This is a genomic window from Streptomyces sp. NPDC088915 (assembly GCF_044749825.1).
Lineage (GTDB): Bacteria > Actinomycetota > Actinomycetes > Streptomycetales > Streptomycetaceae > Streptomyces.
In genome coordinates, this window is record NZ_JBIVIR010000013.1 from 169,218 (window position 1) to 193,269 (window position 24,052).

The 24,052-nt window shown below is 72.9% G+C and carries 16 protein-coding genes; 5 read left to right on the plus strand and 11 right to left on the minus strand.

The window, feature by feature from the left end; translation table 11 throughout:
- Window positions 1-189 precede the first annotated feature (189 nt).
- Window positions 190-1,908 carry an ATP-binding protein gene (locus ACIP5O_RS23665; protein ID WP_401296420.1) on the plus strand — a complete coding sequence of 573 codons (1,719 nt, stop codon included), beginning with the start codon at window positions 190-192 and terminating at the stop codon, window positions 1,906-1,908.
- The gene (locus ACIP5O_RS23670) at window positions 1,905-2,606 is read left to right on the plus strand and encodes a response regulator (RefSeq protein WP_401296421.1); all 702 of its coding nucleotides are present in this window, start codon (window positions 1,905-1,907) and stop codon (window positions 2,604-2,606) included. The genes ACIP5O_RS23665 and ACIP5O_RS23670 overlap by 4 nt, the downstream gene beginning before the upstream one ends.
- A gap of 37 nt (window positions 2,607-2,643) precedes the next feature.
- Here ACIP5O_RS23670 and ACIP5O_RS23675 read toward each other — a convergent pair whose 3' ends face one another.
- The 3 genes from ACIP5O_RS23675 to ACIP5O_RS23685 all read right to left on the minus strand — a co-directional run bounded on the left by ACIP5O_RS23675 (window position 2,644) and on the right by ACIP5O_RS23685 (window position 7,038).
- Window positions 2,644-4,236 carry a cation acetate symporter gene (locus tag ACIP5O_RS23675; protein ID WP_401296423.1) on the minus strand — a complete coding sequence of 531 codons (1,593 nt, stop codon included), beginning with the start codon at window positions 4,234-4,236 and terminating at the stop codon, window positions 2,644-2,646.
- Window positions 4,233-4,718 (minus strand): DUF485 domain-containing protein, encoded by a 486-nt coding sequence (locus tag ACIP5O_RS23680; protein WP_401296425.1) that lies wholly within the window; start codon window positions 4,716-4,718, stop codon window positions 4,233-4,235. Before ACIP5O_RS23680 ends, ACIP5O_RS23675 begins: the two co-directional genes overlap by 4 nt.
- Before the next feature lie 202 nt (window positions 4,719-4,920).
- Window positions 4,921-7,038, minus strand: coding sequence for a DNA topoisomerase IV subunit B (locus ACIP5O_RS23685; RefSeq protein ID WP_356547127.1), 2,118 nt, complete (start codon window positions 7,036-7,038; stop codon window positions 4,921-4,923).
- Window positions 7,039-7,473: 435 nt separating this feature from the next.
- Here ACIP5O_RS23685 and ACIP5O_RS23690 point away from each other — a divergent pair, with 435 nt between their 5' ends.
- On the plus strand, window positions 7,474-7,704 hold the full coding sequence (locus ACIP5O_RS23690) for a hypothetical protein (protein ID WP_030211728.1): 231 nt from the start codon (window positions 7,474-7,476) through the stop codon (window positions 7,702-7,704).
- Between the two features lie 273 nt (window positions 7,705-7,977).
- Here the strand turns inward: ACIP5O_RS23690 and ACIP5O_RS23695 are convergent, their stop codons facing one another.
- The 7 genes from ACIP5O_RS23695 to ACIP5O_RS23725 form a co-directional block, all read right to left on the minus strand.
- Window positions 7,978-8,796: a S1 family peptidase gene (locus tag ACIP5O_RS23695; RefSeq protein ID WP_401296428.1), complete on the minus strand. Its 819-nt coding sequence runs from the start codon at window positions 8,794-8,796 to the stop codon at window positions 7,978-7,980.
- Between the two features lie 172 nt (window positions 8,797-8,968).
- The gene (locus ACIP5O_RS23700) at window positions 8,969-10,513 is read right to left on the minus strand and encodes an RNA polymerase sigma factor (RefSeq protein ID WP_401296430.1); all 1,545 of its coding nucleotides are present in this window, start codon (window positions 10,511-10,513) and stop codon (window positions 8,969-8,971) included.
- Between the two features lie 379 nt (window positions 10,514-10,892).
- Window positions 10,893-11,780: a FadR/GntR family transcriptional regulator gene (locus ACIP5O_RS23705; RefSeq protein WP_401296432.1), complete on the minus strand. Its 888-nt coding sequence runs from the start codon at window positions 11,778-11,780 to the stop codon at window positions 10,893-10,895.
- Between the two features lie 160 nt (window positions 11,781-11,940).
- Window positions 11,941-13,764 (minus strand): ATP-binding cassette domain-containing protein, encoded by a 1,824-nt coding sequence (locus tag ACIP5O_RS23710; protein ID WP_401296434.1) that lies wholly within the window; start codon window positions 13,762-13,764, stop codon window positions 11,941-11,943.
- A gap of 122 nt (window positions 13,765-13,886) precedes the next feature.
- Window positions 13,887-14,657: an NUDIX domain-containing protein gene (locus ACIP5O_RS23715; protein WP_401296436.1), complete on the minus strand. Its 771-nt coding sequence runs from the start codon at window positions 14,655-14,657 to the stop codon at window positions 13,887-13,889.
- A gap of 121 nt (window positions 14,658-14,778) precedes the next feature.
- Complete coding sequence (locus tag ACIP5O_RS23720; protein ID WP_401296438.1) at window positions 14,779-16,836, minus strand: glycogen debranching N-terminal domain-containing protein; 2,058 nt, start codon at window positions 16,834-16,836, stop codon at window positions 14,779-14,781.
- 115 nt (window positions 16,837-16,951) lie between these two features.
- A complete protein-coding gene (locus ACIP5O_RS23725; RefSeq protein ID WP_401296440.1) occupies window positions 16,952-18,379 on the minus strand; it encodes a DUF4192 domain-containing protein in 1,428 nt (475 codons plus the stop codon).
- A 317-nt stretch (window positions 18,380-18,696) separates the two neighbouring features.
- On the opposite strand from ACIP5O_RS23725, the gene ACIP5O_RS23730 reads away from it, so the two are divergent.
- Both ACIP5O_RS23730 and ACIP5O_RS23735 read left to right on the plus strand, forming a co-directional pair.
- Window positions 18,697-19,812, plus strand: a complete 1,116-nt coding sequence (locus ACIP5O_RS23730; protein WP_401296442.1) for a winged helix DNA-binding domain-containing protein — start codon at window positions 18,697-18,699, stop codon at window positions 19,810-19,812.
- A gap of 256 nt (window positions 19,813-20,068) precedes the next feature.
- Window positions 20,069-21,604, plus strand: a complete 1,536-nt coding sequence (locus ACIP5O_RS23735) for an ATP-dependent DNA ligase (RefSeq protein WP_401296444.1) — start codon at window positions 20,069-20,071, stop codon at window positions 21,602-21,604.
- A 100-nt stretch (window positions 21,605-21,704) separates the two neighbouring features.
- Here the strand turns inward: ACIP5O_RS23735 and ACIP5O_RS23740 are convergent, their stop codons facing one another.
- On the minus strand, window positions 21,705-23,864 hold the full coding sequence (locus ACIP5O_RS23740) for a RecQ family ATP-dependent DNA helicase (RefSeq protein ID WP_401296446.1): 2,160 nt from the start codon (window positions 23,862-23,864) through the stop codon (window positions 21,705-21,707).
- Window positions 23,865-24,052: the final 188 nt, after the last annotated feature.

Genomic DNA, 24,052 nt, shown 5'->3' on the forward strand with positions numbered 1-24,052 from the left:
ACGGGCGCCGCGGGACGGGTTCGGCCCCTTGGACCTACCCCCGCTCCGGTACCGCACGCCCTCTGCCGCCGCTCTCGCGCCGCACGCGCCCCTCCGCCGCTTCTCCCCGGCCGTCGTCCTCCCGGTCGTCGTCTCCCCCGCCCGCCGCTCATTTCCGGTGCCGGGGCGTGTCCCCGTACCTTTTCGGACATGAACCCCGTACGGACCGGATCCCCGCGCCCCCTCACGCGCCGCCGGCGGTTCGGATGGCCCCGGCGGGTGTTCTCGCAGGTCCTGCTGATGCAGCTGGCCGTCGCGACCGGGGTGACCGTCCTCGCCACCGGCCTGTTCCTGGCCCCGCTGAGCGCGCAGCTCGACGACCAGGCCATGCGGCGGGCCCTGGCCATCGCCGGGACCACCGCGTCGCCCCGCCTCGCCGCCGACCTGACCGGCGGCCCGCCGTCCGTACGGGGCCCGGTGCAGGCGGAGGCGGAGCGGGTCCGGACCTCCACGGGCGCCGAGTACGTCGTCGTCATGGACGCGCGCGGGATGCGCTGGTCGCACCCCGACCCCGCGCGGATCGGCAGGCTCGTCTCCACCGACCCGAGCGAGGCCCTGGCCGGGCGGGAGGTCATGGAGATCGACAGCGGCACGCTCGGCCGGTCGGCGCGCGGCAAGGTACCGCTGCGCGACGCGGACGGGCGGACCGTCGGCGCGGTCTCCGTCGGCATCGAGTACGACAGCGTCCGCGACCGGCTGCTCGGCGCGATCCCCGGTCTCCTCGCCTACGCGGGCGGCGCGCTCGCGGCCGGGGCCCTGGCCGCGTACCTGATCTCCCGGCGGCTCCAGCGGCAGACCCACGACCTGGCCTTCTCCGACATCTCCGCGCTCCTCGCCGAGCGCGAGGCCATGCTGCACGGCATCCGGGAGGGCGTGGTGGCCCTGGACCGGACCGGTTCCGTACGGCTCATGAACGACGAGGCGCAGCGGCTCCTCGGCCTCGGCCCCGAGGCGGCGGGACGGCCGCTCGACGAGGTCCTCGGCCGGGGCCGCACCGCCGACGTCCTCGCGGGCCGGGTCACCGGCGAGGACCTGGTCACGGTCCGGGGGCACCGGGTGCTGATCGCGAACCGGATGCCCACGGACGACGGGGGCGCGGTGGCGACCCTCCGCGACCGCACCGAGCTGGAGCACCTCGGGCGCGAGTTGGACGCCACCCGGGGGCTCATCGACGCCCTGCGCGCCCAGGACCACGAGCACGCCAACCGGATGCACACCCTCCTCGGCCTCCTGGAGCTGGAGATGCACGAGGAGGCGGTGGAGTTCGTCACCGAGGTGGTCGGGGTGCACCGGGCCACCGCCGAGCAGGTCACGGAGAAGGTCCACGATCCGCTGCTTGCCGCGCTGCTCGTCGGCAAGGCCACCGTCGCCGCCGAGCGCGGCGTCTCGCTGCGGCTGGCACCGGACTCGCTGCTTCCGGACCGGCTGGTCGATCCGCGCGAACTGGTCACCGTCGTCGGCAACCTGGTCGACAACGCCCTGGACGCGGCCGCGGGCACCCCGGACGCGCGTGTCGGCGTCTCCTTCGGCCGCGCGGGCCGTGCGGTCGTGCTGCGGGTCTCGGACAGCGGCCCGGGGGTGCCGGAGGAGCGGCGCGAGCTGATCTTCACCGAGGGGTGGACGACGAAGGCCCTCCCGTCCCACGGGAAGCGGGGGCTCGGGCTCGCCCTGGTGCGCCGGCTCGCCGAGCGCCGGGGCGGCTCGGCGACCGTGGCCGGGGGCCCCGGCGGGGGCGCCGAGTTCACGGTCGTCCTCCCCGACGCCCTGAGCGACGCTCCGGACGGCCTTCCGTCCGTCCCGGAGCCGACCGCAACGGGACCGGCCGCAACGGAGCCGACCGCTCCGGAGCCCGCCGAGGAGGCGCGGTGACCGACGTGCCCATCGACGTGCTCGTGGTGGACGACGACGTGCGGGTGGCGCGGATCAACACCGCCTACGTCGCCAAGGTGCCCGGCTTCCGGGTCGTCGCGACCGCCCATTCGACCGCCGAGGCGCTCGCCGTCCTGGAGGAACGGCCGGTGGACCTGATCCTCCTGGACCACTACCTGCCGGACGAGAACGGCCTCGCGGCGGTACGGAAGCTCCGCGCGCGCGGCCACCAGTGCGACGTGATCATGGTGACGGCGGCCCGGGACGTGGCCACGGTGCAGGCGGCGATGCGGCACGGCGCCCTCCAGTACCTGGTCAAGCCGTTCAACTTCGCCGGTCTGCGCGGCAAGCTGGAGGCGTACGCGACGCTCCGCCGCGCCCTGGCGGGCGGGGGCGAGGCAGAGCAGGCGGAGGTGGACCGGATCTTCGGGGTCCTGGCGGCGGGCTCCGTCGCCCCCGACCTGCCGAAGGGGCACTCCCCCACCACGGCCGAGCTGGTCCGGCAGGTGCTGCTCGCCGCCGACGGGCCGCTGTCCGCGCAGGAGATCGCCGAGCGGTCCGGCGTCAGCCGCCAGACCGCCCAGCGCTACCTCAAGCTCCTGGAACGGACCGGCCGGGTGCGCCTCTCCCTCCGGTACGGGGAGACGGGACGCCCCGAGCACCGGTACGCCTGGGCGAGCTCACCGCCCACCGCCTGACACGCGCCGGACCGGTCCGTGCTCGCGCTCGTACGGATCAGACCGCCCCCGCGCCGGTCAGCGCCCGGACCTCGGTCTCCGCGTGCCGTGCCTCGTCGGGCGGCTCGGTCGAGGTGACCGTGCCGATCCACCCGGCGAGGAAGCCGAGCGGGATGGAGACCACGCCCGGGTTCTGCAGCGGGAAGAGGTGGAAGTCGACGCCGGGGAAGAGCGACTCCGGGCTGCCGGAGACGACCGGCGAGACCAGGACGAGCAGGACGGCCGGAATGAGCCCGCCGTACACCGCCCAGACCGCGCCCCTGGTCGTGAACTTCCGCCAGAACAGCGAGTAGAGCAGCACCGGCAGATTGGCCGAGGCCGCGACGGCGAAGGCCAGGCCGACGAGGAAGGCCACGTTGAGGTCGCTGGCGAGCAGCCCGAGGCCGATGGCGGCGGCGCCGATCACCACCGCGGCGACCCGGGCCACGGCCACCTCGCTGTACTGCTTCGCGTGCTTGCGGCGCAGCGAGGCGTACAGGTCGTGGGCGACGGAGGCCGAGGAGGCGAGGGTGATCCCCGCGACGACGGCGAGGATGGTCGCGAAGGCGACGGCGGCGACGACCGCGAAGAGCACCGTGCCGCCGGTGGAGCCCGCGCCGCCCCCGAGGTCGAGCGCGAGCAGCGGTACGGCGGTGTTCCCGGCCGCGTTGGACGCCCGGACCTCGTCGGGGCCGATCAGGGCGGCCGCGCCGAAGCCGAGCACGATCGTCATCAGGTAGAAGCTGCCGATGAGCCCGATGGACCAGACGACGGAGCGGCGGGCGGCCCGGGCGGTCGGCACGGTGTAGAAGCGCGACAGGATGTGCGGCAGGCCCGCCGTGCCCAGGACCAGGGCGAGGCCGAGGCTGATGAAGTCGAGGCGGGCCGTCCAGTCCCCGCCGTAGCGGAGTCCGGGGGCGAGGAAGTCGAGGCCGTGACCGCTGCGTTCGGCAGCGGTGGAGAGCAGGCTGTTCACGTCGCCCTGGAAGCGGAGCAGGACGAGGACGGTGAGCGTGATCGTGCCCGCCATGAGCAGGACCGCCTTGACGATCTGGATCCAGGTGGTGGCCCGCATGCCGCCGAGCGACACGTAGATCACCATCAGCGCGCCCACCCCGATCACCGTCCAGGAGCGGGCCGCCTCGCCGGTGCCGCCGAGGAGGAGGGCGACCAGGCTTCCGGCCCCCACCATCTGCGCCACCAGGTACAGCACGGAGACGGCCACCGAGGACGTCCCGACGGCGATCCGCACGGGGCGCTCGGCCATCCGCGCGGCGACGACGTCGGCCAGCGTGAACCGCCCGCAGTTGCGGACCAGTTCGGCGACGAGGAGGAGGACGACGAGCCAGGCGACGAGGAATCCGACGGAGTACAGCATGCCGTCGTAGCCGTAGAGCGCGATCAGGCCGGAGATGCCGAGGAAGGACGCCGCCGACATGTAGTCGCCGGCGATGGCGAAGCCGTTCTCCATGGGCGAGAAGAGGCGCCCTCCGGCGTAGAACTCCTCCGCCGAACCGTGCCGGCTGCGGCTCACCCAGGTGGTGATGCCCAGGGTCACCGCCACGAAGACGCTGAACAGCCCGAGCGCCAGGGTCTGGTGGTCTCCGGTCACCGCTGCACCGTCCCTCGGGTCATCTCCTGCGTGTCCCAGCGCAGTTCCAGCGCCGCCCGGTCCCTGCGCAGCCGCGCGTGGCGCGCGTACGCCCAGGTCAGCAGGAAGGTGGTGAGGAACTGGCCGAGGCCCGCGACCATCGCCACGTTCACCGCTCCGGCCACCGGCCGGGCCATCAGCCCCGGCGCGGCGGTCGCCGCCACGACGTAGGCGAGGTACCAGGCCAGGAAGGCGAGGGTGGCCGGGAAGACGAACCGGCGGTAGCGACCGCGCACTTCCTGGAAGGCGGGACTCCGCTGGACCTCCAGATAGATCTCGGCCGCGCTGGGGACCCGCTGTCGCGGCACCGTGCCCGGACGGCCGTCGCCGGTCGTCCCGGCCTGCGCCCGTCCGTTCCGGCCCGAGGCCGGCGCGTCGTCCCAGGGGTCGTCGACCGGCACCGCCGAAGCGCCGCGCCCCTCCTGCTTCTCCACCTGCTCCACCGGTCCAACTCTCCTTGTCAGCGAACCGTTTCGGCCGCGTGTGCACAAGGATGGACAGAGCAGGAACTTCCCGGACTCTTCTCCTCCCTCACTTCACCTCATCAGGTGACTCTTTTCCCAGGCTGCCTGACAAAACCGTGCTGATATGCGTACCGCACGGCCCGTGGACGGAGCGTGTGGCCCCATCCACGGGTGGAGGCCGTCAGGCGTCGATGCGCGAGCGGTCGAGGGTCGCCGCCGAACTGGTGATGAACTCCTTGCGGGGCGCGACGTCGTTGCCCATGAGGAGGTCGAAGACCTGCTCCGACGCCTCCAGGTCGCCGATGTTGATCCGGCGCAGGGTGCGGTGGCGCGGGTCCATCGTGGTCTCCGCGAGCTGGTCGGCGTCCATCTCGCCCAGGCCCTTGTAGCGCTGGATGGAGTCCTTGTAGCGGACGCCCTTGCGCTGGAACTCGAGGAGGGTCTGCCGCAGCTCGTTGTCCGAGTACGTGTAGACGTACTTGTCCTGGCCGCGCTTGGGCTGGACGAGCTCGATGCGGTGCAGCGGGGGGACGGCCGCGAAGACCCGCCCCGCCTCGACCATGGGCCGCATGTAGCGCTGGAAGAGCGTGAGCAGCAGCGTACGGATGTGGGAGCCGTCGACGTCGGCGTCGGTCATCATGATGACCTTGCCGTAGCGGGCCGCGTCGATGTCGAAGGTGCGGCCCGAGCCCGCTCCTATGACCTGGATGATCGCGCCGCACTCGGCGTTCTTGAGCATGTCGGCGACGGACGACTTCTGGACGTTGAGGATCTTGCCGCGGATCGGCAGCAGGGCCTGGAACTCGCTGTTGCGGGCGAGCTTGGCCGTGCCGAGGGCCGAGTCGCCCTCGACGATGAAGAGCTCGCTGCGCTCCACGTCGTCGCTGCGGCAGTCGGCGAGCTTGGCCGGCAGGGAGGAGGTCTCGAGCGCGGTCTTCCTGCGCTGCGCCTCCTTGTGCTGACGGGCCGCGATCCGGGTCCGGGCCGCGGCGACCGCCTTCTCCAGGACGGCGCGGGCCTGCGCCTTGGCGTCCCGCTTGGTGGAGGTGAGGAAGGCCTTGAGTTCCTTGGCCACCACGTTCGCCACGATGCGGCGGGCGGCGGAGGTGCCGAGGACCTCCTTGGTCTGCCCCTCGAACTGCGGCTCCGCGAGGCGCACGGTCACGACGGCCGTGAGTCCCTCCAGGGCGTCGTCCTTGACGACGTCGTCCTCGGCGACGCGCAGCATCTTGGCCGAGCGCAGCACCTCGTTCACCGTCTTCGTGACGGCCTGCTCGAAGCCGGAGACGTGGGTGCCGCCCTTGGGGGTGGCGATGATGTTGACGAAGGACTTGACCATGGTGTCGTAGCCGGTGCCCCAGCGCAGGGCGATGTCGACGGCGAGCTCACGGGTGACCTCGGTCGGGGTCATGTGGCCGCGCTCGTCGAGGACCGGGACGGTCTCCTTGAAGGTGCCCTGCCCGGTGAGGCGCTGGATGTCGCAGACGGCCTTGTCCTGCGCGAGGTACTCGCAGAACTCGCTGATGCCCCCGTCGAAGCGGAAGGTCTCCTCGCTCTTGCCGACCCCGGCCAGGTCCCGCTCGTCGCGGACGACGATGGTGAGGCCGGGCACGAGGAAGGCCGTCTGCCGGGCGCGCTGGTGGAGCGTCTCCAGGGAGAGCTTGGCGTCCTTGAGGAAGATCTGCCGGTCCGCCCAGTAGCGGATGCGGGTGCCGGTGCGGGTCTTGGGGATCCGCTTGCCCTTGCGGAGGCCGTTGGCCGGGTCGAAGGGGCTGTCGGGGCCCTGCTCCGTGAAGACCCCGGGGACGCCGCGGCGGAAGCTGATCGAGTGGACCGCGCTGTTCCGGTCGACCTCGACGTCGAGGCGGGCCGACAGGGCGTTGACCACGGAGGCGCCGACGCCGTGCAGACCGCCGGAGGCCGCGTACGAGCCGCCGCCGAACTTTCCGCCGGCGTGCAGCTTGGTCATGACGACCTCGACGCCCGAGAGGCCGGTCTTCGGCTCGACGTCGACCGGGATGCCCCGGCCGTTGTCCCGGACCTCGACGGAGCCGTCCTCGTGGAGGACGACCTCGATGTGGTCGCAGTAGCCCCCGAGGGCCTCGTCGACCGAGTTGTCGATGATCTCCCAGATGCAGTGCATCAGGCCGCGGCTGTCGGTGGACCCGATGTACATGCCGGGGCGCTTGCGGACCGCTTCGAGCCCTTCGAGTACGAGCAGGTGCCGCGCGGTGTAGTTGGAACCGTCACGGTCTGCGGTCAGCAGCGCACTGGACGGCACGGACGTTTCGGCGGTCACGCGGTTCGCTCCTCGCTGAATTTGAAATCTGGCCCGGTGGGTAAGGCCCGGCGTCGGTCACCGGCTTCAGAGGGTACCGATGCCTGGTAGAGCCGTTGTCACGCCACCCTCCCCGATTCCTCATGCTAGTCCAGAGTCGCATGCATGTTCGATCCCTCGATCGGGTGACGTGAACATCACGTTCCCTTCCAGGCATGAACCATTTAGGCTCCGGGCACGTCCTCATGAACAACCGGCAACCACGCCGGGAGGGCCTGACCGAGACAAGCAATGCGAAATCCGTAGAGCGACGCAATACGGCTCATTCGCCGCCAACCGGCAGCAGACAGCCACCTTGGGAAGAAGTTTCAAGGAAAAGCCACGAGCGGGAACGTTTTCGGCCTGGTTGGATGTTGACCCTGGTACGACAGCTCGTCGAGCTAGAGAAGAGGCGACGTGACTACTGTTCTGACCCCCGCGAGCCCCCTGACGGCCGCTGACCGCTGCGACCGCTGCGGCGCCCAGGCTTACCTGCGTGTCGTCCTGACCAGCGGAGGTGACTTGCTCTTCTGCGCCCACCACGGACGTAAGTTCGAGCCGGAACTCAAGAAGATCGCCGTTGAGATACAGGATGAGACGGACCGGCTGACGGACGTGCCGGCCCGCACGGTGGGCGACGAGCACTGACGCCCCGCATCCACGACGAGCCCAGGGCCGGTCGCTGACCGGACGACGGGCGGTCACCCCCGCGTTGCGGGGAGTGGCCGCCCGTTCTCGTATCCGGGACGCTCCCGGAAGAGCTTCCGGGCCTCGCTCCGGAGAGGTCTTCCGGGGTCCGTCCGGAAGACCTCTCCGGGATCCGTCCCGGCAGCCTTTACGAGGTCCGTCCCGGCAGCCTTTACGAGGTCCGTCCCGGCGGCTTTTACGGGCCCGGCTCCCGGGCCGCTCCCTGAGCGGGTCTCAGAAGCGCTCCGGGAGCACCGCCGAAACCCGCGTGTAGACGCCCGGGTTCTCCGCCTCCCCGCAGCCGCTGCCCCAGGACACCAGGCCGATGAGGCGCCCCTCGGCCACCAGCGGACCGCCGCTGTCCCCCTGGCACGCGTCCCTGCCGCCCCGCGGATCGCCCGCGCACACCATCGTGTCGCCCCGGTACCGGACGCCGGAACCGCCCGGATACGCCCGCTCGCACGCCGTGTCCGGCAGCACTTGGACGCGCGCCGTCCGCAGCGCGGAGGCGTAGCTCCCCCTGCCGGTCGTGTCCCCCCAGCCGTAGACGTCCGCCACCGTACCGGGTGCGTACGCGGCGTCTCCCGCGCGGGCGACGCCGATCGCGTACGACTCGGGAAGCGCGCTCGCCAGCGTCAGGACCGCCAGGTCGCCCGAGTTGGTCGTCGGGTCGTAGCCCGGATCGACCCACGTGTCGGAGACCCGGACCTCCCGGCCGCCCTGGCCGCGCAGCGAGGCGCGGCCGGCGATGACCGCGAAGTCGCGCACCTCCCACGGCTCGCCGCCGAGCACCTCCCGGCCCAGGCAGTGGGCGGCGGTGAGCACCTTGGTGGGCGCGACGACCACGCCTCCGCAGAACTGTCCCGCGCGCGTACCCCCGAACCGGTCACGGCTGGACAACGCCACGACCCACGGCGCGTCCGTGATCCCGACCTGGCGGCCGCCCACCACGACGCTGTCGGCGACCACGGGGGCGGCGAGGGCGAGGTGTCCCGCCGCCGCGGTGATCAGTCCCAGGGCACCCGTCAATGCTCGAGTGAGGGAACCACGCATGGAGCCTCCTGACTCTCCGGTGATGTCGGTTCACCCAGCGTCCAGCACCCGGAGCCGTGGCGCACACCCGAAGGGCCCGGCTCCCCCTTTCGGGGGGCCGGGCCCTTCGGTGTACCGCTCCGCGCCTCGTACGGATCCGCGAGGCCGACCGGAGCGGGTCGTACCGGTCGCGTCAGTCGAGGTAGTCGCGCAGCACCTGCGAGCGCGACGGGTGACGCAGCTTCGACATCGTCTTCGACTCGATCTGACGGATCCGCTCTCGCGTCACGCCGTAGACCTTGCCGATCTCGTCCAGCGTCTTCGGCTGGCCGTCGGTGAGGCCGAAGCGCATCGAGACGACGCCCGCCTCGCGCTCGGAGAGCGTGTCGAGGACGGAGTGCAGCTGCTCCTGGAGGAGCGTGAAGCTCACCGCGTCGGCCGGGACGACCGCCTCGGAGTCCTCGATCAGGTCGCCGAACTCGCTATCGCCGTCCTCGCCCAGCGGGGTGTGGAGGGAGATCGGCTCGCGACCGTACTTCTGGACCTCGATGACCTTCTCCGGGGTCATGTCGAGTTCCTTGGCCAGCTCCTCCGGGGTGGGCTCACGGCCCAGGTCCTGGAGCATCTGGCGCTGCACGCGCGCGAGCTTGTTGATGACCTCGACCATGTGCACCGGGATGCGGATGGTGCGGGCCTGGTCGGCCATGGCGCGGGTGATCGCCTGACGGATCCACCAGGTGGCGTACGTGGAGAACTTGTAGCCCTTGGTGTAGTCGAACTTCTCGACGGCGCGGATCAGACCCAGGTTGCCCTCCTGGATCAGGTCCAGGAAGAGCATGCCGCGACCGGTGTAGCGCTTGGCGAGGGAGACCACCAGACGGAGGTTGGCCTCCAGGAGGTGGTTCTTGGCCCGGCGGCCGTCCTCGGCGATGATCTCCAGCTCGCGCTTGAGCTTCGGAGCGAGCTTGTCCGAGTTGGCGAGCTTGTCCTCGGCGAACAGGCCGGCCTCGATGCGCTTGGCGAGCTCGACCTCCTGCTCGGCGTTGAGCAGCGGGACCTTGCCGATCTGCTTGAGGTAGTCCTTGACCGGGTCGGCGGTGGCGCCGGCGACCGCGACCTGCTGCGCCGGAGCGTCGTCCTCGTCCTCGTCGGACAGGACGAAGCCCTTGGCCTCGCCCTCGGTCTCCTCGTCCTCGCCCTTGCCGGGAGCCACGTCCTCGAGGAGCTCCTCGCCCTCGATGAGCTCGTCGGCGTCCTTCTTGGACGCGGTCTTCTTGGCCGCCGTCTTCTTGGCGACGGTCTTCTTGGCCGCCGTCTTCTTGGTGGCGGTCTTCTTCGCGGCCGCCTTCTTGGCGGTCGAACCGGCCTCGTCGGCCGGATCGGTGCCTTCGGCGGCGGGGGCCGCGGCCGGGACGGCGGACTTCGTCACGGTCGCCCTGGCGGTGACGGTCTTGGTGGCGGTGCGCTTGGCCGGGCTCTTCGCTGCGACGCTCTTGCGGGCGCGCTTCGGCGACTCCGCTGCACTGACCATCAGCGTCACACCCTCTTCCTCGAGGATCTGATTGAGGCTGCGCAGAACATTCTTCCACTGGGTTGGCGGAATCTGGTCAGCCTCGAAGGCCCGACGCACGTCATCGCCGGCGATCTGCCCATCAGCCTTTCCCCGCTCGATGAGCGCCATCACAGACTCGGACTCGGCGATCTCCGGCGGGAGCGTACGGGATGTGCTGGCCGACACGAACAACCTCTCGGAACGATGGAAACGGCTTCCGGCCCCGCCCTGGATCGGGCTGGAGCCGACGACCGTCGACGGGGGATGTGCCGACGGCGCGGGCTGGACCGGGGAACTGCACAGCGCCTCCGTCGGCTGCTGTATTCCTTCCTCGGCCGTCACCTCTTAGGTCATCGCACGGCTCGGAGGAGTGTTACGCCCAATCTTCGTGGCCCGAGTCACACCTCATGCACGACGAAGCGCCCAGGTCATATGAAAAGCGTACATTCACGCCATCGAGACCTGGGCGCCGCTCGGGAGCGGCCCCACCGGGCTCCCCGGGCGGCGCTCGGATCCGGCGGCACGCGGCGCGTGCGTCCCTTCGCTCCCGCCCACGGCCCGAGGGTCAGTGTTCGCGGGGAGCCGGGACGACACGCTCCACCTCGGGGTGGACCGTGAGCAGCTGCCGCATGGCCGTCTCGGCGCCCTGCGCGTCACCGGCGGCGAGCGCGTCCACGATCCGGGCGTGGTGGGCGAGGCAGGCCTCACCCGGCCGGTCACAGCCGGTGACGGGACCGCCGGAGACCTGGAGCGCGGCGGCGACGATGCCGGAGAGGTGCTCCAGCATGCGGTTCCCGGCGAGCTGGATGAGGAGGGAGTGGAACTCGGTGTCGGCCCGGGAGAAGGTGATGCCGTCCCCCTGGGCGAACGCGTGGCCCATGATCTCGACCATGTCGGCGAGGCGCTGCTGCACGTCCTCGCGGCCGTGTCCGGCGGCGAGGCGGGCGGCCAGGGGCTCGATCGTCCAGCGCAGCTCGTTCAGCTCGCGGCGCTGGTCGTCCCGCTGCGGGCCGAAGGCGCGCCACTCGATGATGTCGGGGTCGAGGAGGTTCCAGTCGCTGACGGGCCTGACCCGGGTGCCGACGTTGGGGCGGGCGCTGACGAGCCCCTTGGCCTCGAGGACGCGGAGCGACTCGCGCACGACGGTGCGCGAGACCTCGAACCGCTGGCCGATCTCCTCGGGAACGAGCGGCCGGTCGGCCCCGAGGTCGCCGGAGACGATCATCTGGCCGAGCTGCTGGACCAGCTGCCCGTGCAGGCCGCGCCCCCGGCTGCCCGCGCTTCTGCGACCGACGCGGCCCAGGTCCGTGTCCACCCCCTCCCAGGTGGACGGGGCCGCCCGTCCGGCGGCGGGAGCCTCCGTGTAGGGGTAGCGGTCGAGATCGCCCGGGGTGCCGAGGCCGGAGTCGACGGAGCGGGCGGCGGTCATCATGGCGTGCGCAAGGGTACTCACGCATCCTTTGTCGGCGCTGCCTCCACAGCCCTTGAGGTCTTTGGTGAAAAGCACACGAAAGGGTGATCGGCACCCCTTACACAATTGACGATCAATCGGACATAAGGCGCATATCGCCTGACAGTTGGCGGCGACCCGGAGCCTTTCGGTCCGCGTACGGTCACCAATGGGCTCTGCGACGAAGGCCGGTGAACACATAAGCGCAGAACAACCCCGTCAACGTCAGGGAGAGCGCCACTCCCGCGGGCTGCCCCAGCACTCGCAGCCCCCCGGCCAGCCAGCGGTCCGCGGCCGGGGACCAGTGCGGGCCCGCGAACTCGCGCAGCCGCGCCGGGAGTCCGGCGGCCGACCGCACCGACGGCCCCGTCAGCACCTTCTGCAACAGCGGGACGAAGGCGACCGGTACGGCGAGCACCGCCGCCACTCCGGCCGCGGCGGCCCGGAACACCCCGGCGCCGAGCGCCCCGGCCCAGGCGCAGCCGACGAGCAGGCCCACCCAATTCGCCCAGAGAGTCGGCCATTTCCTCGGTACGGGAATCAACTCGCCGCCGTAGAAGAGCCGCAGGGCCCCCAGGTCGACCGCCACGACGAGCACCCCGAGCGCGAGGGCGACGACCGCGGCCACGGCGAGTTTCGCGAGCAGCAGGCCCGGCCTGCGGGGCACGGTTCCGCGGCCCGTGGTGAGCGCGGGATAGCGGTACTCCTCCGCGAAGGAGAAGGCGCCGAGCAGTCCGGCCCCCAGGGCGGCGGGCGGCAGCGGGGAGATCGCGGGCCAGCCGGCGAGGACGGCGGGCAGCGCGGCGCGACCGCCCCGCCCGAGGAGCAGGGCGAGCGTCACGGAGACGAGGAGGACGCCCGTCACGACGAGCGGCGTGGACGGCACGCCCAGCAGCCGGCGGACCTCGTAGCGGAGCGGGCGCAGGGGCGAGCGCATCGGCCGTCGGGCGGCGACCGGCCGCTCCACCGGGGCGTCGCGGCCGGTGATCGCGGGAGCCGGTTCGACGCCCCGTGCTGCGGGCGCGGCGGTGCGGGGCCCGGTGACGGGGCCTCCTGGGGTGCCACGCTCCTGCCCGGCTCCCGCGGTGGCATCGACTCCCGTCACATCGTTCGCGCCGGTGTCGCCCGTCTCGTCGGCGAGGCGGTGGACCGGTACGCCGTGCCGGAAGGCCGTGTCACCGACGGACGCGCAGTCGCTGCCGTAGACGGACAGCCGATTGCCGTCCTCCGTGACCACCTCGACCGGTCGGCGGGCGGCCCTCGCCTCCTGAGTCACGGCCACCGCCAGGCGCGCGGCGTGCGGAGTGCGGACCGTGACCCGGGGACGCAGCCGGGTACGGGCGAACTCGGCCGCCTCCTGCGCGGCGACGAGCCGACCGCCGTCGAGGGTGACGACCCGGTCGGCGTTGCGGGCGGCGTCCTTGGGGTCGGCCGTGGTGTAGAGCACCGTGCCGCCCTCGGAGGCGTGGGAACGCAGGAACTCGTACAGCCATGCGCTCTCGGACGCGGAGAGACCGGCGCCCGGTTCGTCGAGCAGGAGCGTGTGGGGGTCTCCCAACAGGGCCGAGGCGAGGCCGAGTCGGCGGTCCGCGCCGATCGGCAGAGTGCCGATCGGCCGGCGTTCCAGGCCTGCGAGTCCCGTGCTCCGCAGTAGCTCCTCGGCCCGCGAGGCGGGAACCCCCGTGGCGGCGCAGAGCATCCGGAGTTGGCCCCGGAGCGTGCGGGAGGGATGGCCGGGCACGTCGCCGAGGAGGACGCCGACCTCGCGGGAAGGGTGGGCGATGCGGTGCAGCGGCCGACCGCGGAAGTAGGTGATCCCGCGCCCCGGCTCGAGTTCGAGCATGAGCCGGAGAGCGGTGGTCTTGCCGGAACCCGAAGGCCCGAGGAGAGCGGTCACGGCGCCCGGCCTGGCCTCGAAGGTCAGATCGTTCACGGCGGGCGGGCGATCGCCGCGGGGGGTGCTGGTCAGTCCGATTGCCTGGAGCATCGCTTCTCTCGCGGTAGGTGACACCGCTCCGCGGCAGGGCGGCGCTACCGCAGCAAGATAACGCTACATTTCGGGCTTTCCGCGCAGGGTTGGTGCTCCGGGGCGCCGGATGTCCCCGCCCCTCAGATCTCGGGACGCAGCATGGGCGGGTTGAGGAGGGTGGCTCCACCTGCCCTGAAGAGCTGGGCGGGGCGCCCTCCCTGACGGGTCGTGGTGCCACCGGCCGGGACCAGGAAGCCGGGCGTGCCGGTCACCTTGCGGTGGAAGTTGCGCGGGTCCAGGGCCACGCCCCAGACGGCCTCGTAGACCCGCCGCAGCTCTCCGACCGTGAACTCCGTCGGGCAGAAGGCCGTGGCCAGGGAGGAGTACTCGATCTTGGAGCGGGCGCGCTCCACCCCGTCGGCGAGGATCCGGGAGTGGTCGAAGGCGAGCGTGCCCGCTCCCCCGCCGTCGGCACCGGCGGCCGCGTCCTCTCCGAGCAGTTCCTCGACGGGGGCCCAGCGGGCGCTGTTGGCGTCGCCGCCCGCCCTGGGGGCGGGCAGGTCCGGGGCGAGGGCCAGGTGCGCGACGCTCACCACGCGCATCCGGGGATCGCGGTCCGGCGCCCCGTACGTCGCCAGCTGCTCCAGGTGCGCGCCGTTGCTCGGTACGGGAGGCGGGGCGGCCGGGTCGTACGCGCAGAGGCCGGTCTCCTCGACCAGCTCGCGCGCCGCCGCGGCGCCGAGGTCCTCGTCCGCCCGCACGAAGCCGCCGGGCAGGGCCCAACGTCCCTGGAACGGGGTCTCTCCCCGCCGTACGACCAGGGTGCAGAGCGCGTGACTCCGCACGGTGAGCACGACCAGATCGACGGTGACGGCGAAGGGCGGGAAGGCCGACGGGTCGTAGGGAGGCATGCCGCGATCATAGTCGTCTTCCTGACGATAAACACGTCCCGTGGAATCTTCGGGGACGACTTCCCCGACGTGCTCTCCGGGACGCCGCGAAGCTTCCCTCGTGTCCGTACCCGCCATCCCGTCACACCCCCAGTTGAAGGCCCTCTGCGGCCTCCTCGACCATACCGAGACCGAGCCTGCTCACCCGCACGGCGAACGGTTCGCCCGCGACCACGAGCCCCGACAGGCGGATCGCTCCGAGGGGCGCGGAGGACAGCGGGTGCACCGAGACGGACCGGCCGGGCGCGTCGGGCCGGACCCCGGCGAGGGCGAGCAGGGCGTGCACCGCCCCGGCGGCCGCGACGGCCGCCGGTCGGCACGCGGCCGGGTGGGGCACCGGGCGTCCGCCCGTCGTCCGCTGCTCGCCCGCGTACATCTCGGGGAGACGGTGGTCGAAGGCCTCCGCCGCGTCGAGCAGTCCCCGGAGCAGGGAGGCGGCCTCCTTCTCGTGCCCCGTGGCGGCGAGGCCGGCCACGGCGACCGCCGTGTCGTGCGTCCTGACCGCGCCCGTGCGGTGGCCGAAGGGATTGTGGTCCGGATCCTTGGCGGCCAGACCGCGCAGTCCCCAGCCGGAGTCGAGGGCCGGGGTGCCGAGCAGCCGGGCCACCCGCTCGGTCTCCGCCCCGTCCAGCAGGCCCTGCGCGTACCGGCCGCCGCCCATCAGTCCGGTGTCGAGGAGGTGCGCCGCCCACCCTCCTGGCCGGGGCCAGGTCCTGCCGTCCGCCGTACGGGCGAGGGCGGGGCGGCCCCCTGCCCGGTCGTCGATCCAGAACTCGCGCCGGAACCGCTCGCGCATCGTCCTCGCCGTGTCGCGCAGCGCGTCCCCGCCGGGTCTCCCGCAGCCGTCGAGGAGGTCCGCGCCGAGCAGCGCCGCCCGGTGGGCGTGCGCCTGCGTCTCGGCACGCCGGGGTCCGGCGGGCCCCGGGTCAGGTACGAGGCCGTCCGCGCCGGCGGCGCGGCGCAGCCAGTCGAGGCAGCGCTCCGCGACGGGAAGCAGCTCCTCCAGGTCCGCCGACGGCAGCCCCCAGCGGCGGGCCTCGGCGAGCACCGCCGGGAAGGCGAGCGTGGCCTCGATGCCCGTGCAGCGGGGCGGAAGATGCGGGCCCGCGTCCCTGAGGGGCCCGGGGATACGACCGGACTCGGCTCCTTCTCCGGTGAGTTGGGTGCGGCCGAGGGCGCGCAGGGTGGTGACGGCGAGCCGGGTGCCGAGGGGAAGTGCCATGCGGGCCGCCCAGAGCGCCTCGGCGGTGACCGGTCCGCAGCGCCAGGGGACGCCTGCGGCGAGGTACGGGTCCGCGGGGTGCTCCGGGCTGCGCTGGAGCAGGGCCCGCAGGTCCTCGACGGACGCGCGCAGCAGTTCACCGGGGCGCGGGTCGTCGGCCTCGGCCCGGGCCTCGGCGAGAAGGTGGCCGCCCGGCCGTCCGGTGCCCGCTCCCGTGGAGCCCGCGGGGCGGCCGGCCGCTTCTCCTCGTACCCGGAGCCGGATCGTGAACGTGGCTCCGGGAGCCAACTCGGCCTCCCAGCGCAGGACTCCGGCCGCCGCCAAGGAGTCCGCGGGCGCAGGATCCGCGGTGACGGCGGCGGACCGTCCGTCGCTCCCGGTCCAGCGCAGTCCGGTTCCGTGGACGCTCGCCGTGAGTTCGGGCCCGGGTCTGCCGGTCGCCACCGCGCCCAGGTCCGCGAGATCCGTGCCCAGAGCGATCTCCACGGGGAGCCGGAGGGGCCGGGCGGCCGCGCTCCGCAGGGTGATCCGTTCGGTGCCGTCGGCGCTCCGCGTGCGTTCGACGGTGAGACCGGGATCCGGCCCCGCTTCTCCGGGGGCGCGCAGGACGCCGAGGAAGACCGCCCGGTCGGCGCCGGCCATGCGGCCCTGGAGGGCGACGGGCTCCCGGCCCGCCACCCGCAGGACGCATCGGGAGAGGAGCCGCCGCCCCGCCGCGTACACGCCCTCGGGTCCCTCACCGGTGAGCTGGCCGTGCTCGGCGCAGACGGCGAGGGCGGGCAGGGCGACGCAGACGAGCGCGCCGTGCACCGGGGGAAGTTCCACCGGACCTGCCGCGCGCGGGAGCGCGGTGCCGGAGGCGCGGCCGATCGGGGGGCGAGTGGGGCGGCCGGGGGCCGGGACGGGGCTGGGGGCCATGGCGGGTGCGGGATGCTCTCTGTGCGGACCGGGCGGCCGGCGGAGTGTCGGCGGCACGGTTCGTACGTCTCCGCCAGAGAGCTGAACGCGTCCGCGGGCGGCCGGGTCACGGTCGTCATCGACCGCTCCTGCTGCCGCGCTGTCCACCCTGGCGCGGGGAACCGCTTCCCGGCCGGTCGGCGGCGGGCCCGCCGGGCCGGACTCCGGCCGCCGCGCGCCGGTCCCGCGTTCCGGTCTGCCGCCCGGCCCTGCCGAGGGCCGGACGGGTTCCCTGCCGGTGGGAGGTGCGCATCCGGACCCGCCGGGAGGAGGCGGGGGCGGTCTGCTGCGGGGCGGCCCGTGAGTCCCGCTCGCTCCTCAGGCAGGAGCGGAGCGACTCGGGGTCGAGACCCTCGTTGCACGCCTGGTGGAGCAGTTGGGCGAAGACGTATTCGGGATCGGCGTCGAGGGCGAGACCGAGGGCGACCCGGGCCGTCGGCTCGTCGCCGGTGGACCAGGCCGTCCAGCCCACGAGGGTGAGGGGCGCGGCGGCGTGCTCCTGGTAGGGGGTGACGCAGCGCCGGGCCAGGACGCGCCAGAGTCGCAGGGCGGCGGTGCCCTCCCAGCCCTCCATCCACTCGGCGGCACGGTCCCGGGTGACCCGGTCCTGGAGACCGAGGATCAGTGCGGCGGCCTCGCCGGACGTGATCAGGGCGTCGTCGGCCGCGTCGCCCGCGGTCGTGTCGGCGCCGGCCTTTCCGGGGGTCGTCACACCCGCCGGGTGCGCCGTGCCCGTCGGCGGCTTCGGGGACTTCGGGGACTTCGGGCGGGTGAACCGGCGGAGGATCTCGCGGGCGAGGCGCAGGGTCTCCTCGCGCACCTCCACCCGTCCCCGGTCCTCGGAGCCTTCGAGGACGCGGGGGACGATCGAGGCGGCGGCCGCGTCGAGCGCGGCCCGCTGCTCCTCCTCTCCCGGACCGCCGGCCGGCTTCAGCCGGGCTTCCATGTCCCGCAGGGTGCCCCGCAGCTGCACTCCGGCGTACGCGGCGGTCGCCGCCATCACCGTCGTGCCGCTGAGCGCGAGCGGGGTGCCGTCGGGCGGGCAGCAGCGCGCGTCGGGGCAGCAGTAGGAGAAGTAGAGGCCGTCGGAGATGCAGAGGGCTTCGTAGACGGGGATGTCGAGGGCGCCGCAGGCGGTGCGCAGTCGCTGTGCGAAGGGGCGCAGCCGCTCCATGACGCGGCGGCCCGTCTCACCGGGGACCGGGTCCTGGCAGAGGAAGACGACGATGCCGTCCGGGCGGGCGCCGACCCGGGCGCCTCCCTCGACGAGGCACTCGGCGAGGTGGTCGGCGGTGGACGCCCATTCGCGGGGCGAGCTCGGGATGCCGAGCCTGACCCGGCCGCCGAAGCGGCCGCGCTCGCCGTGGAGGGCGACCAGGACGACGGAGTCGGTGGGGTGGAAGCCCAGCATGAACGGCAGGGCGTCGGCCAGTTCGGCCGGGCCTCGCAGGGTGATCTGCTGGGTACGGGTGGGTCCGCTGGTTTCGTGGCGATTCGCGTTCATGGTCAGGACGGTGTCGTGTTCTCCCGAAATCCGAAACCCCTGTGGATAACTTGCGGATCGGGGCATCCGCCGGACTTTCGAGTTATCCACAGATTCGGATGCCAGTGCCCACGATGTCCGAGGCGTCAGGTTGCATGGAGGCATGACCCACACGATTTTCTCGAAGATCCGGTCGCGCTGCGAGGCGGCGCGGGCCACGTTCATCCGGTTGTGCCGGGGTGGCGGACCTCTCTCCCCGCTCCGGAGGAACGGACGGGCTCCGGCACGTCGTTCGGGCAGGATGGCAGGCGATCTGCGACCTACACCGAGGAGCGCTCATGCAGGTGACTCAGGATCAGGTGCTCGCCTGGCGGCTGCGGCGACAGAGCCTCGCGCCCCGTCGCACGGCTTCCGTCACGGAGCTGGTGCGGGAACTCGCGGGGGTGCAGGCACAGGTGGCCTCGTCCGCGGAACTCGCCCTCGCCACCCGGCAGCGGAGACCGAGGGCCGGCGCCGTGGAGGAGGCCCTGGAGACCCGCGAGGTGGTCAAGACCTGGGTCATGCGGGGCACGCTGCACCTCGTGGCGGCCGAGCACATGGCGGCTTACCTGTCGCTGATGGCGGCGGCACGGACCTGGGAGAAGCCCGCCTGGCAAAGGACGTTCGGGGTCACGCCGACGGAGATGGCGGCTCTCGGCGAGGTCGTCGACGACGTTCTCACCGGCAGGGTCCTCACCCGTCAGGAGCTCACCGAGGCCTTGGTCGCCGATGGCAAGTTCGCCGCTCTGGAGACGCAGCTGACGTCCGGCTGGGGAATGGTGCTCAAGCCGCTGGCCTGGACGGGAAAGCTGTGCCACGGACCGAACCAGGGCAACCGCGTCACCTTCGCCTCACCGCGCGACCGGGTGCCCGGCTGGTCGGGGACGATCGAGCCGGAGGAGGCGGCCCGGACCGTCATCCCCGCTTACCTCGGGGCACACGGGCCGGCGACACCGGAGACCTTCGACGCCTGGCTGACGCGCAACGCGCACCGCAAGACGGTGGTGCGCGGCTGGTTCGCCTCGCTCGGCCAGGAGTTGACGAAGGTGGAGGTGGACGGAACGGCGTGTTACGTGCGCGCCGAGGACGTGGACGCGCTGGCGTCGGCCAGGCCGTCGGAGGAGGTGCGCCTGTTGGCCGGGTTCGACCAGTACGTGCTGGGGCCGGGCACGTCCGACACCCGTGTCCTGCGGGCGGAGCGGCGCAAGGCGGTGAGCCGTACGTCGGGCTGGATCACACCCGTGGTGGTGCACCGGGGGCGGGTCGCCGGGGTGTGGGAGATCACCGACGGGACCGTGGACGTGCAGTTGTTCTCCGAGAGTTCCGAGGTGCCGAAGGACGCGCTGGAGGCCGAGGTCGGACACCTGGAGCTGTGCAGCGGGCGTTCGTACGCGATGTCGGTACGGACGATCTGAGACCCGTTCGAGGTGAACGGCGGCGGGGAGGGTGGGGTTCGCCGCTTCCTCACCGGTGCCGCGTTCGAGGCCTCGTCTGCGGGTCCGCGGGCGCGGGCCGCCCGTTCGAGAGCCCGCGGCCGGGACGGCGGGATGCCGAGCGGGAGGGATGCCAAGCGGTTCGGTGTGCCGTGGTTCGGTGTGCCGTGGCACACCGCGCGGGCGCGGATGAGCAGACTGCGCGAACGGGGTCGTACCGACTGAGAGGGCTTTCCGCATGAGACTCGCCGACATCGCACGGGCGTCCCGGGACATCGGCGCCGCCTCCGCGCGGACGGAGAAGGTCGCGCTGCTGGCCGAGTTGTTCCGGGCCGCCGATCCCGCGGACGCTCCCATCGTGATCATGTATATGTCCGGGCGGCTGCCCCAGCGCAGGATCGGTGTCGGCTGGAACACCCTCAAGGAACGGCGGGAGCCCTCCCCCGAGCCCCGGCTCGGGGTGCGGGAGGTGGACGCGCTCCTCACCCGGATCGCCGCCGTGTCCGGCAAGGGCGCGCAGGGCGAACGGAAGAGGCTCCTCGACGAGCTGATGGGCGCGGCCACCGAGGAGGAACAGCTGTTCCTCTTCCGGCTGATCAGCGGCGAGTTGCGGCAGGGTGCCCTCGACGCCGTGGCCGTGGAGGGCCTGGCCTCGGCAGCCGGGGCGCCGGTCGCCGACGTCCGGCAGGCGGTCATGCTGAGCGGTTCGCCGGCCGCCGTCGCCGAGGTGCTGCTCTCCAGGGGGCCGTCCGCCCTCGCCGGGTTCCGGCTCACGGTGGGGCGCCCGGTCCTGCCGATGCTGGCCCACACCGCCAAGGACATCGACGAGGCCCTCGCCAGGACGGGGCCCTGCGCCTTGGAGGAGAAGCTCGACGGGATCCGCATCCAGGTGCACCGCGACGGCGACGACGTGCGCGTCTTCACCCGGACGCTCGCCGACATCACCGACCGGACCCCCGAGGTGGTGTCGCTGGTCCGCGCACTGCCGGTACGTCAGGTGGTGCTGGACGGGGAGCTGCTGGCCTTCGACGAGCGGGGCCGGCCGCGGCCGTTCCAGGAGACGTCCGGACGGACCGGATCCACCCTCGACGTGGCGGGCGCGCAGACGGCGGTGCCGCTCTCACCGGTCTTCTTCGAGGTGCTGTACGCCGACGGTGAGGACCTGCTCGCCGCCCCGGCCGCCGAACGGCGCGCGCTGCTCGACCGGCTGGTGCCAGAGGCCCAGCGCGTGCGCCGCATCGTGGTGGCGGACCCCGCCGACCCGAAGGAGCGCGCGGCCGCGGCGGCGTTCGCCGCGGAAGCGCTCGAACGGGGCCAGGAGGGCGTGGTCGTGAAGTCCCTCGACGCGGGCTACAGCGCGGGACGCCGGGGTACCTCCTGGCTGAAGGTGAAGCCCGTGCACACCTTGGACCTGGTGGTCCTCGGCGCCGAATGGGGCCATGGGCGGCGCACCGGAACGCTCTCCAACCTGCACCTGGGCGCGCGGACGGCCGACGGTTCCTTCGCCATGCTGGGCAAGACGTTCAAGGGCCTGACCGACGCCCTGCTCGCCTGGCAGACCGAGCGTCTGCGGAAGCTGACGGTCGCGGAGGAGCCGTGGGGCGTCACCGTACGCCCCGAGCTGGTCGTCGAGATCGCCTTCGACGGCGTCCAGCGCTCCACCCGCTATCCCGCGGGCGTCACCCTCCGCTTCGCCCGCGTGATCCGCTACCGCGAGGACAAGCTCCCTGCGGACGCGGACACGGTGGAGTCGGTGAGGGCCCTCCTCCCCTGACCGGAAGCGCCCGCCCGGGCCGGGCTGTCACTCTCCGGTCCGAGACGCCCGCCGGGGCCGGAGAAGGACGGAGTCAGCAGCTCGCCCAGGGCCCGGCAGGTCAGCCTGCCGCGGCGAGGACCAGGGGGAGCACCTGTGCGGCGCCCGCCCGGCGGAGCAGTCGGGCGGCGACCGCGAGGGTCCAGCCGGAGTCGGTGAAGTCGTCCACGAGCAGCACGGGGCCGGGGGCGGCGGCCAGGGCGCCGGACAGCTCCTCGGAGACGGCGAAGGCGCCGGAGAGCGCCCTGAGGCGCTGTGCGGAGTTGCTGCGGCGCACCGCGTGCGCGCCGTCCGGCCCGGTGTACGCCAGGGTCCCTAGGTAGGGCAGGCGGCCGATGTCCGCGATGCCCCGGGCGAGGGAGCCGACCAGGTGCGGACGGGCCAGGGACGGCACGGCGACGACCCCCACCGGCCGGGCGGAGGCGTCCGGAACGCCCGGCGCCCAGCCGCCCGGGGAACGGGCCCAGTCGACGAGGACCGCCACCGCCGCCTTGAGGACGTCGTCCGGGACCGGCCCGTCGGGTGCGTTCTCGGCGAGGAGGGGACGGAGGCGGTTGCCCCAGCCGATGTCCGAGAGCCGTCCCAGGGCCCTTCCGGTGGAGCACTGCTCGCTGGCGGGGATGCGGCCCTTGAGCTCGATCCCCAGGGCGGGCATCCCGGTCGGCCACATCCGGCGCGGCTCCACCTCCACGCCCGGGCGGTCCAGCTCCCTGGTCGCGCCCGTCAGCGTCTCCTGCGACACGGAGGTGTCGGCCCAGGCGCCCGCGCAGTTGTCGCAGCGGCCGCACGGGGCCGCACCCTCGTCGTCCAACTGCCGGCGCAGGAACTCCATCCGGCACCCGGAGGCGCTCACGTAGTCGCGCATGGCCTGCTGCTCGGCGGCCCGCTGCCGCGCCACCCACGCGTACCGCTCGGTGTCGTACGTCCAGGGCCGTCCGGTGCTCTCCCAGCCGCCCTTGACCCGTCGCACGGCGCCGTCCACGTCGAGGACCTTGAGCATCGTCTCCAGCCGGGTGCGCCGCAGGTCCACCGCCGCCTCCAGGGCCGGCACGGACAGCGGCCGTCCCGCGTCGGCGAGGGCCGCCAGGGTCTGGCGGACCTGCGCCTCGGGCGGGAAGGCGGTGTCGGCGAAGTAGCGCCAGATCGCCTCGTCCTCCTTCCCCGGCAGCATCAGCACCTCCGCGTGCTCGACACCGCGGCCGGCCCGGCCCACCTGCTGGTAGTAGGCGATCGGGGAGGACGGCGAGCCGAGGTGGATCACGAAGCCGAGGTCGGGCTTGTCGAAGCCCATGCCGAGGGCCGAGGTCGCCACGAGCGCCTTGACCCGGTTCTCCTGGAGGTCGGCCTCGGCCTGGAGCCGGTCGGCGTTCTCCGTGCGGCCCGTGTACGAGGCGACCGCGAAGCCGCGCTGTCGCAGGAAGGCCGTGGCCTCCTCGGCGGCGGCGACCGTCAGCGTGTAGACGATCCCGGAGCCCGGCAGTTCGTCCAGGTGCTCGGCGAGCCAGGCCAGTCGGTGCGCGGCGTCCGGCAGCCGGACCACGCCGAGCCGCAGGCTCTCCCGCTCCAGGGAGCCGCGCAGCACCAGCGCCTCGCCGGCCCCGGTGCCGAGCTGCTCGGCCACGTCGGCGGTCACCCGGGCGTTGGCGGTCGCGGTGGTGGCCAGGACCGGCACCCCGGGAGCGAGCTCGGTGAGCATGGTGCGCAGCCGGCGGTAGTCGGGACGGAAGTCGTGGCCCCAGTCGGAGATACAGTGCGCCTCGTCGACCACCAGGAGGCCCGTGGTGGCCGCGAGTTTGGGGAGCACCTGCTCGCGGAAGTCCACGGAGTTGAGGCGTTCGGGGCTCACGAGCAGGACGTCGGTCTCACCGCGCTCGACCTCGTCGTAGATCGTGTCCCACTCCTCGGGGTTGGCCGAGTTGATGGTGCGCGCCCGGATGCCGGCCCGCTCCGCCGCCTCGACCTGGTTCCGCATGAGCGCGAGCAGCGGCGAGATGATCACGGTGGGTCCGGAGCCGCGGCGGCGCAGCAGGGCGGTGGCGACGAAGTACACCGCCGACTTGCCCCAGCCGGTGCGCTGCACCACCAGGGCCCGCCGCCGCTCCTCCACCAGGGCGGCCACCGCCAGCCACTGGTCCTCCCGCAGCCGCGCCGTCCCCTCGGGGGCGCCGACCAGCTCGGCGAGAACGGCATCGGCTTCGGCGCGGAGCTCCAGGGTGTCCATGCACCCATGCAACCCGATGCCACTGACAATCGGCGAACTCACCCAGCGTGACGCCCGGTCACGAACGGAAGGGAGGTTTCCGCTCGTGTCCACCCGGTGCCCGCCCCGTGCCGGTCACCGAGAGGTGAAACCGTCAGACGAACGGGGAGTGAACAATGGGCAACTGGGCAGGGATATGAGTGGCATAC

Excerpts from the sequence above, each read along its gene's own strand:
- ACIP5O_RS23665 (WP_401296420.1), top strand. The coding sequence starts at position 190 with ATGAACCCCGTACGGACCGGATCCCCGCGCCCCCTCACGCGCCGCCGG.
- ACIP5O_RS23695 (WP_401296428.1), bottom strand. The coding sequence starts at position 8,796 with ATGCGTGGTTCCCTCACTCGAGCATTGACGGGTGCCCTGGGACTGATC.
- ACIP5O_RS23710 (WP_401296434.1), bottom strand. The coding sequence starts at position 13,764 with ATGCTCCAGGCAATCGGACTGACCAGCACCCCCCGCGGCGATCGCCCG.
- ACIP5O_RS23715 (WP_401296436.1), bottom strand. The coding sequence starts at position 14,657 with ATGCCTCCCTACGACCCGTCGGCCTTCCCGCCCTTCGCCGTCACCGTC.
- ACIP5O_RS23720 (WP_401296438.1), bottom strand. The coding sequence starts at position 16,836 with ATGGCCCCCAGCCCCGTCCCGGCCCCCGGCCGCCCCACTCGCCCCCCG.
- ACIP5O_RS23725 (WP_401296440.1), bottom strand. The coding sequence starts at position 18,379 with ATGAACGCGAATCGCCACGAAACCAGCGGACCCACCCGTACCCAGCAG.
- ACIP5O_RS23730 (WP_401296442.1), top strand. The coding sequence starts at position 18,697 with ATGCAGGTGACTCAGGATCAGGTGCTCGCCTGGCGGCTGCGGCGACAG.
- ACIP5O_RS23735 (WP_401296444.1), top strand. The coding sequence starts at position 20,069 with ATGAGACTCGCCGACATCGCACGGGCGTCCCGGGACATCGGCGCCGCC.
- ACIP5O_RS23740 (WP_401296446.1), bottom strand. The coding sequence starts at position 23,864 with ATGGACACCCTGGAGCTCCGCGCCGAAGCCGATGCCGTTCTCGCCGAG.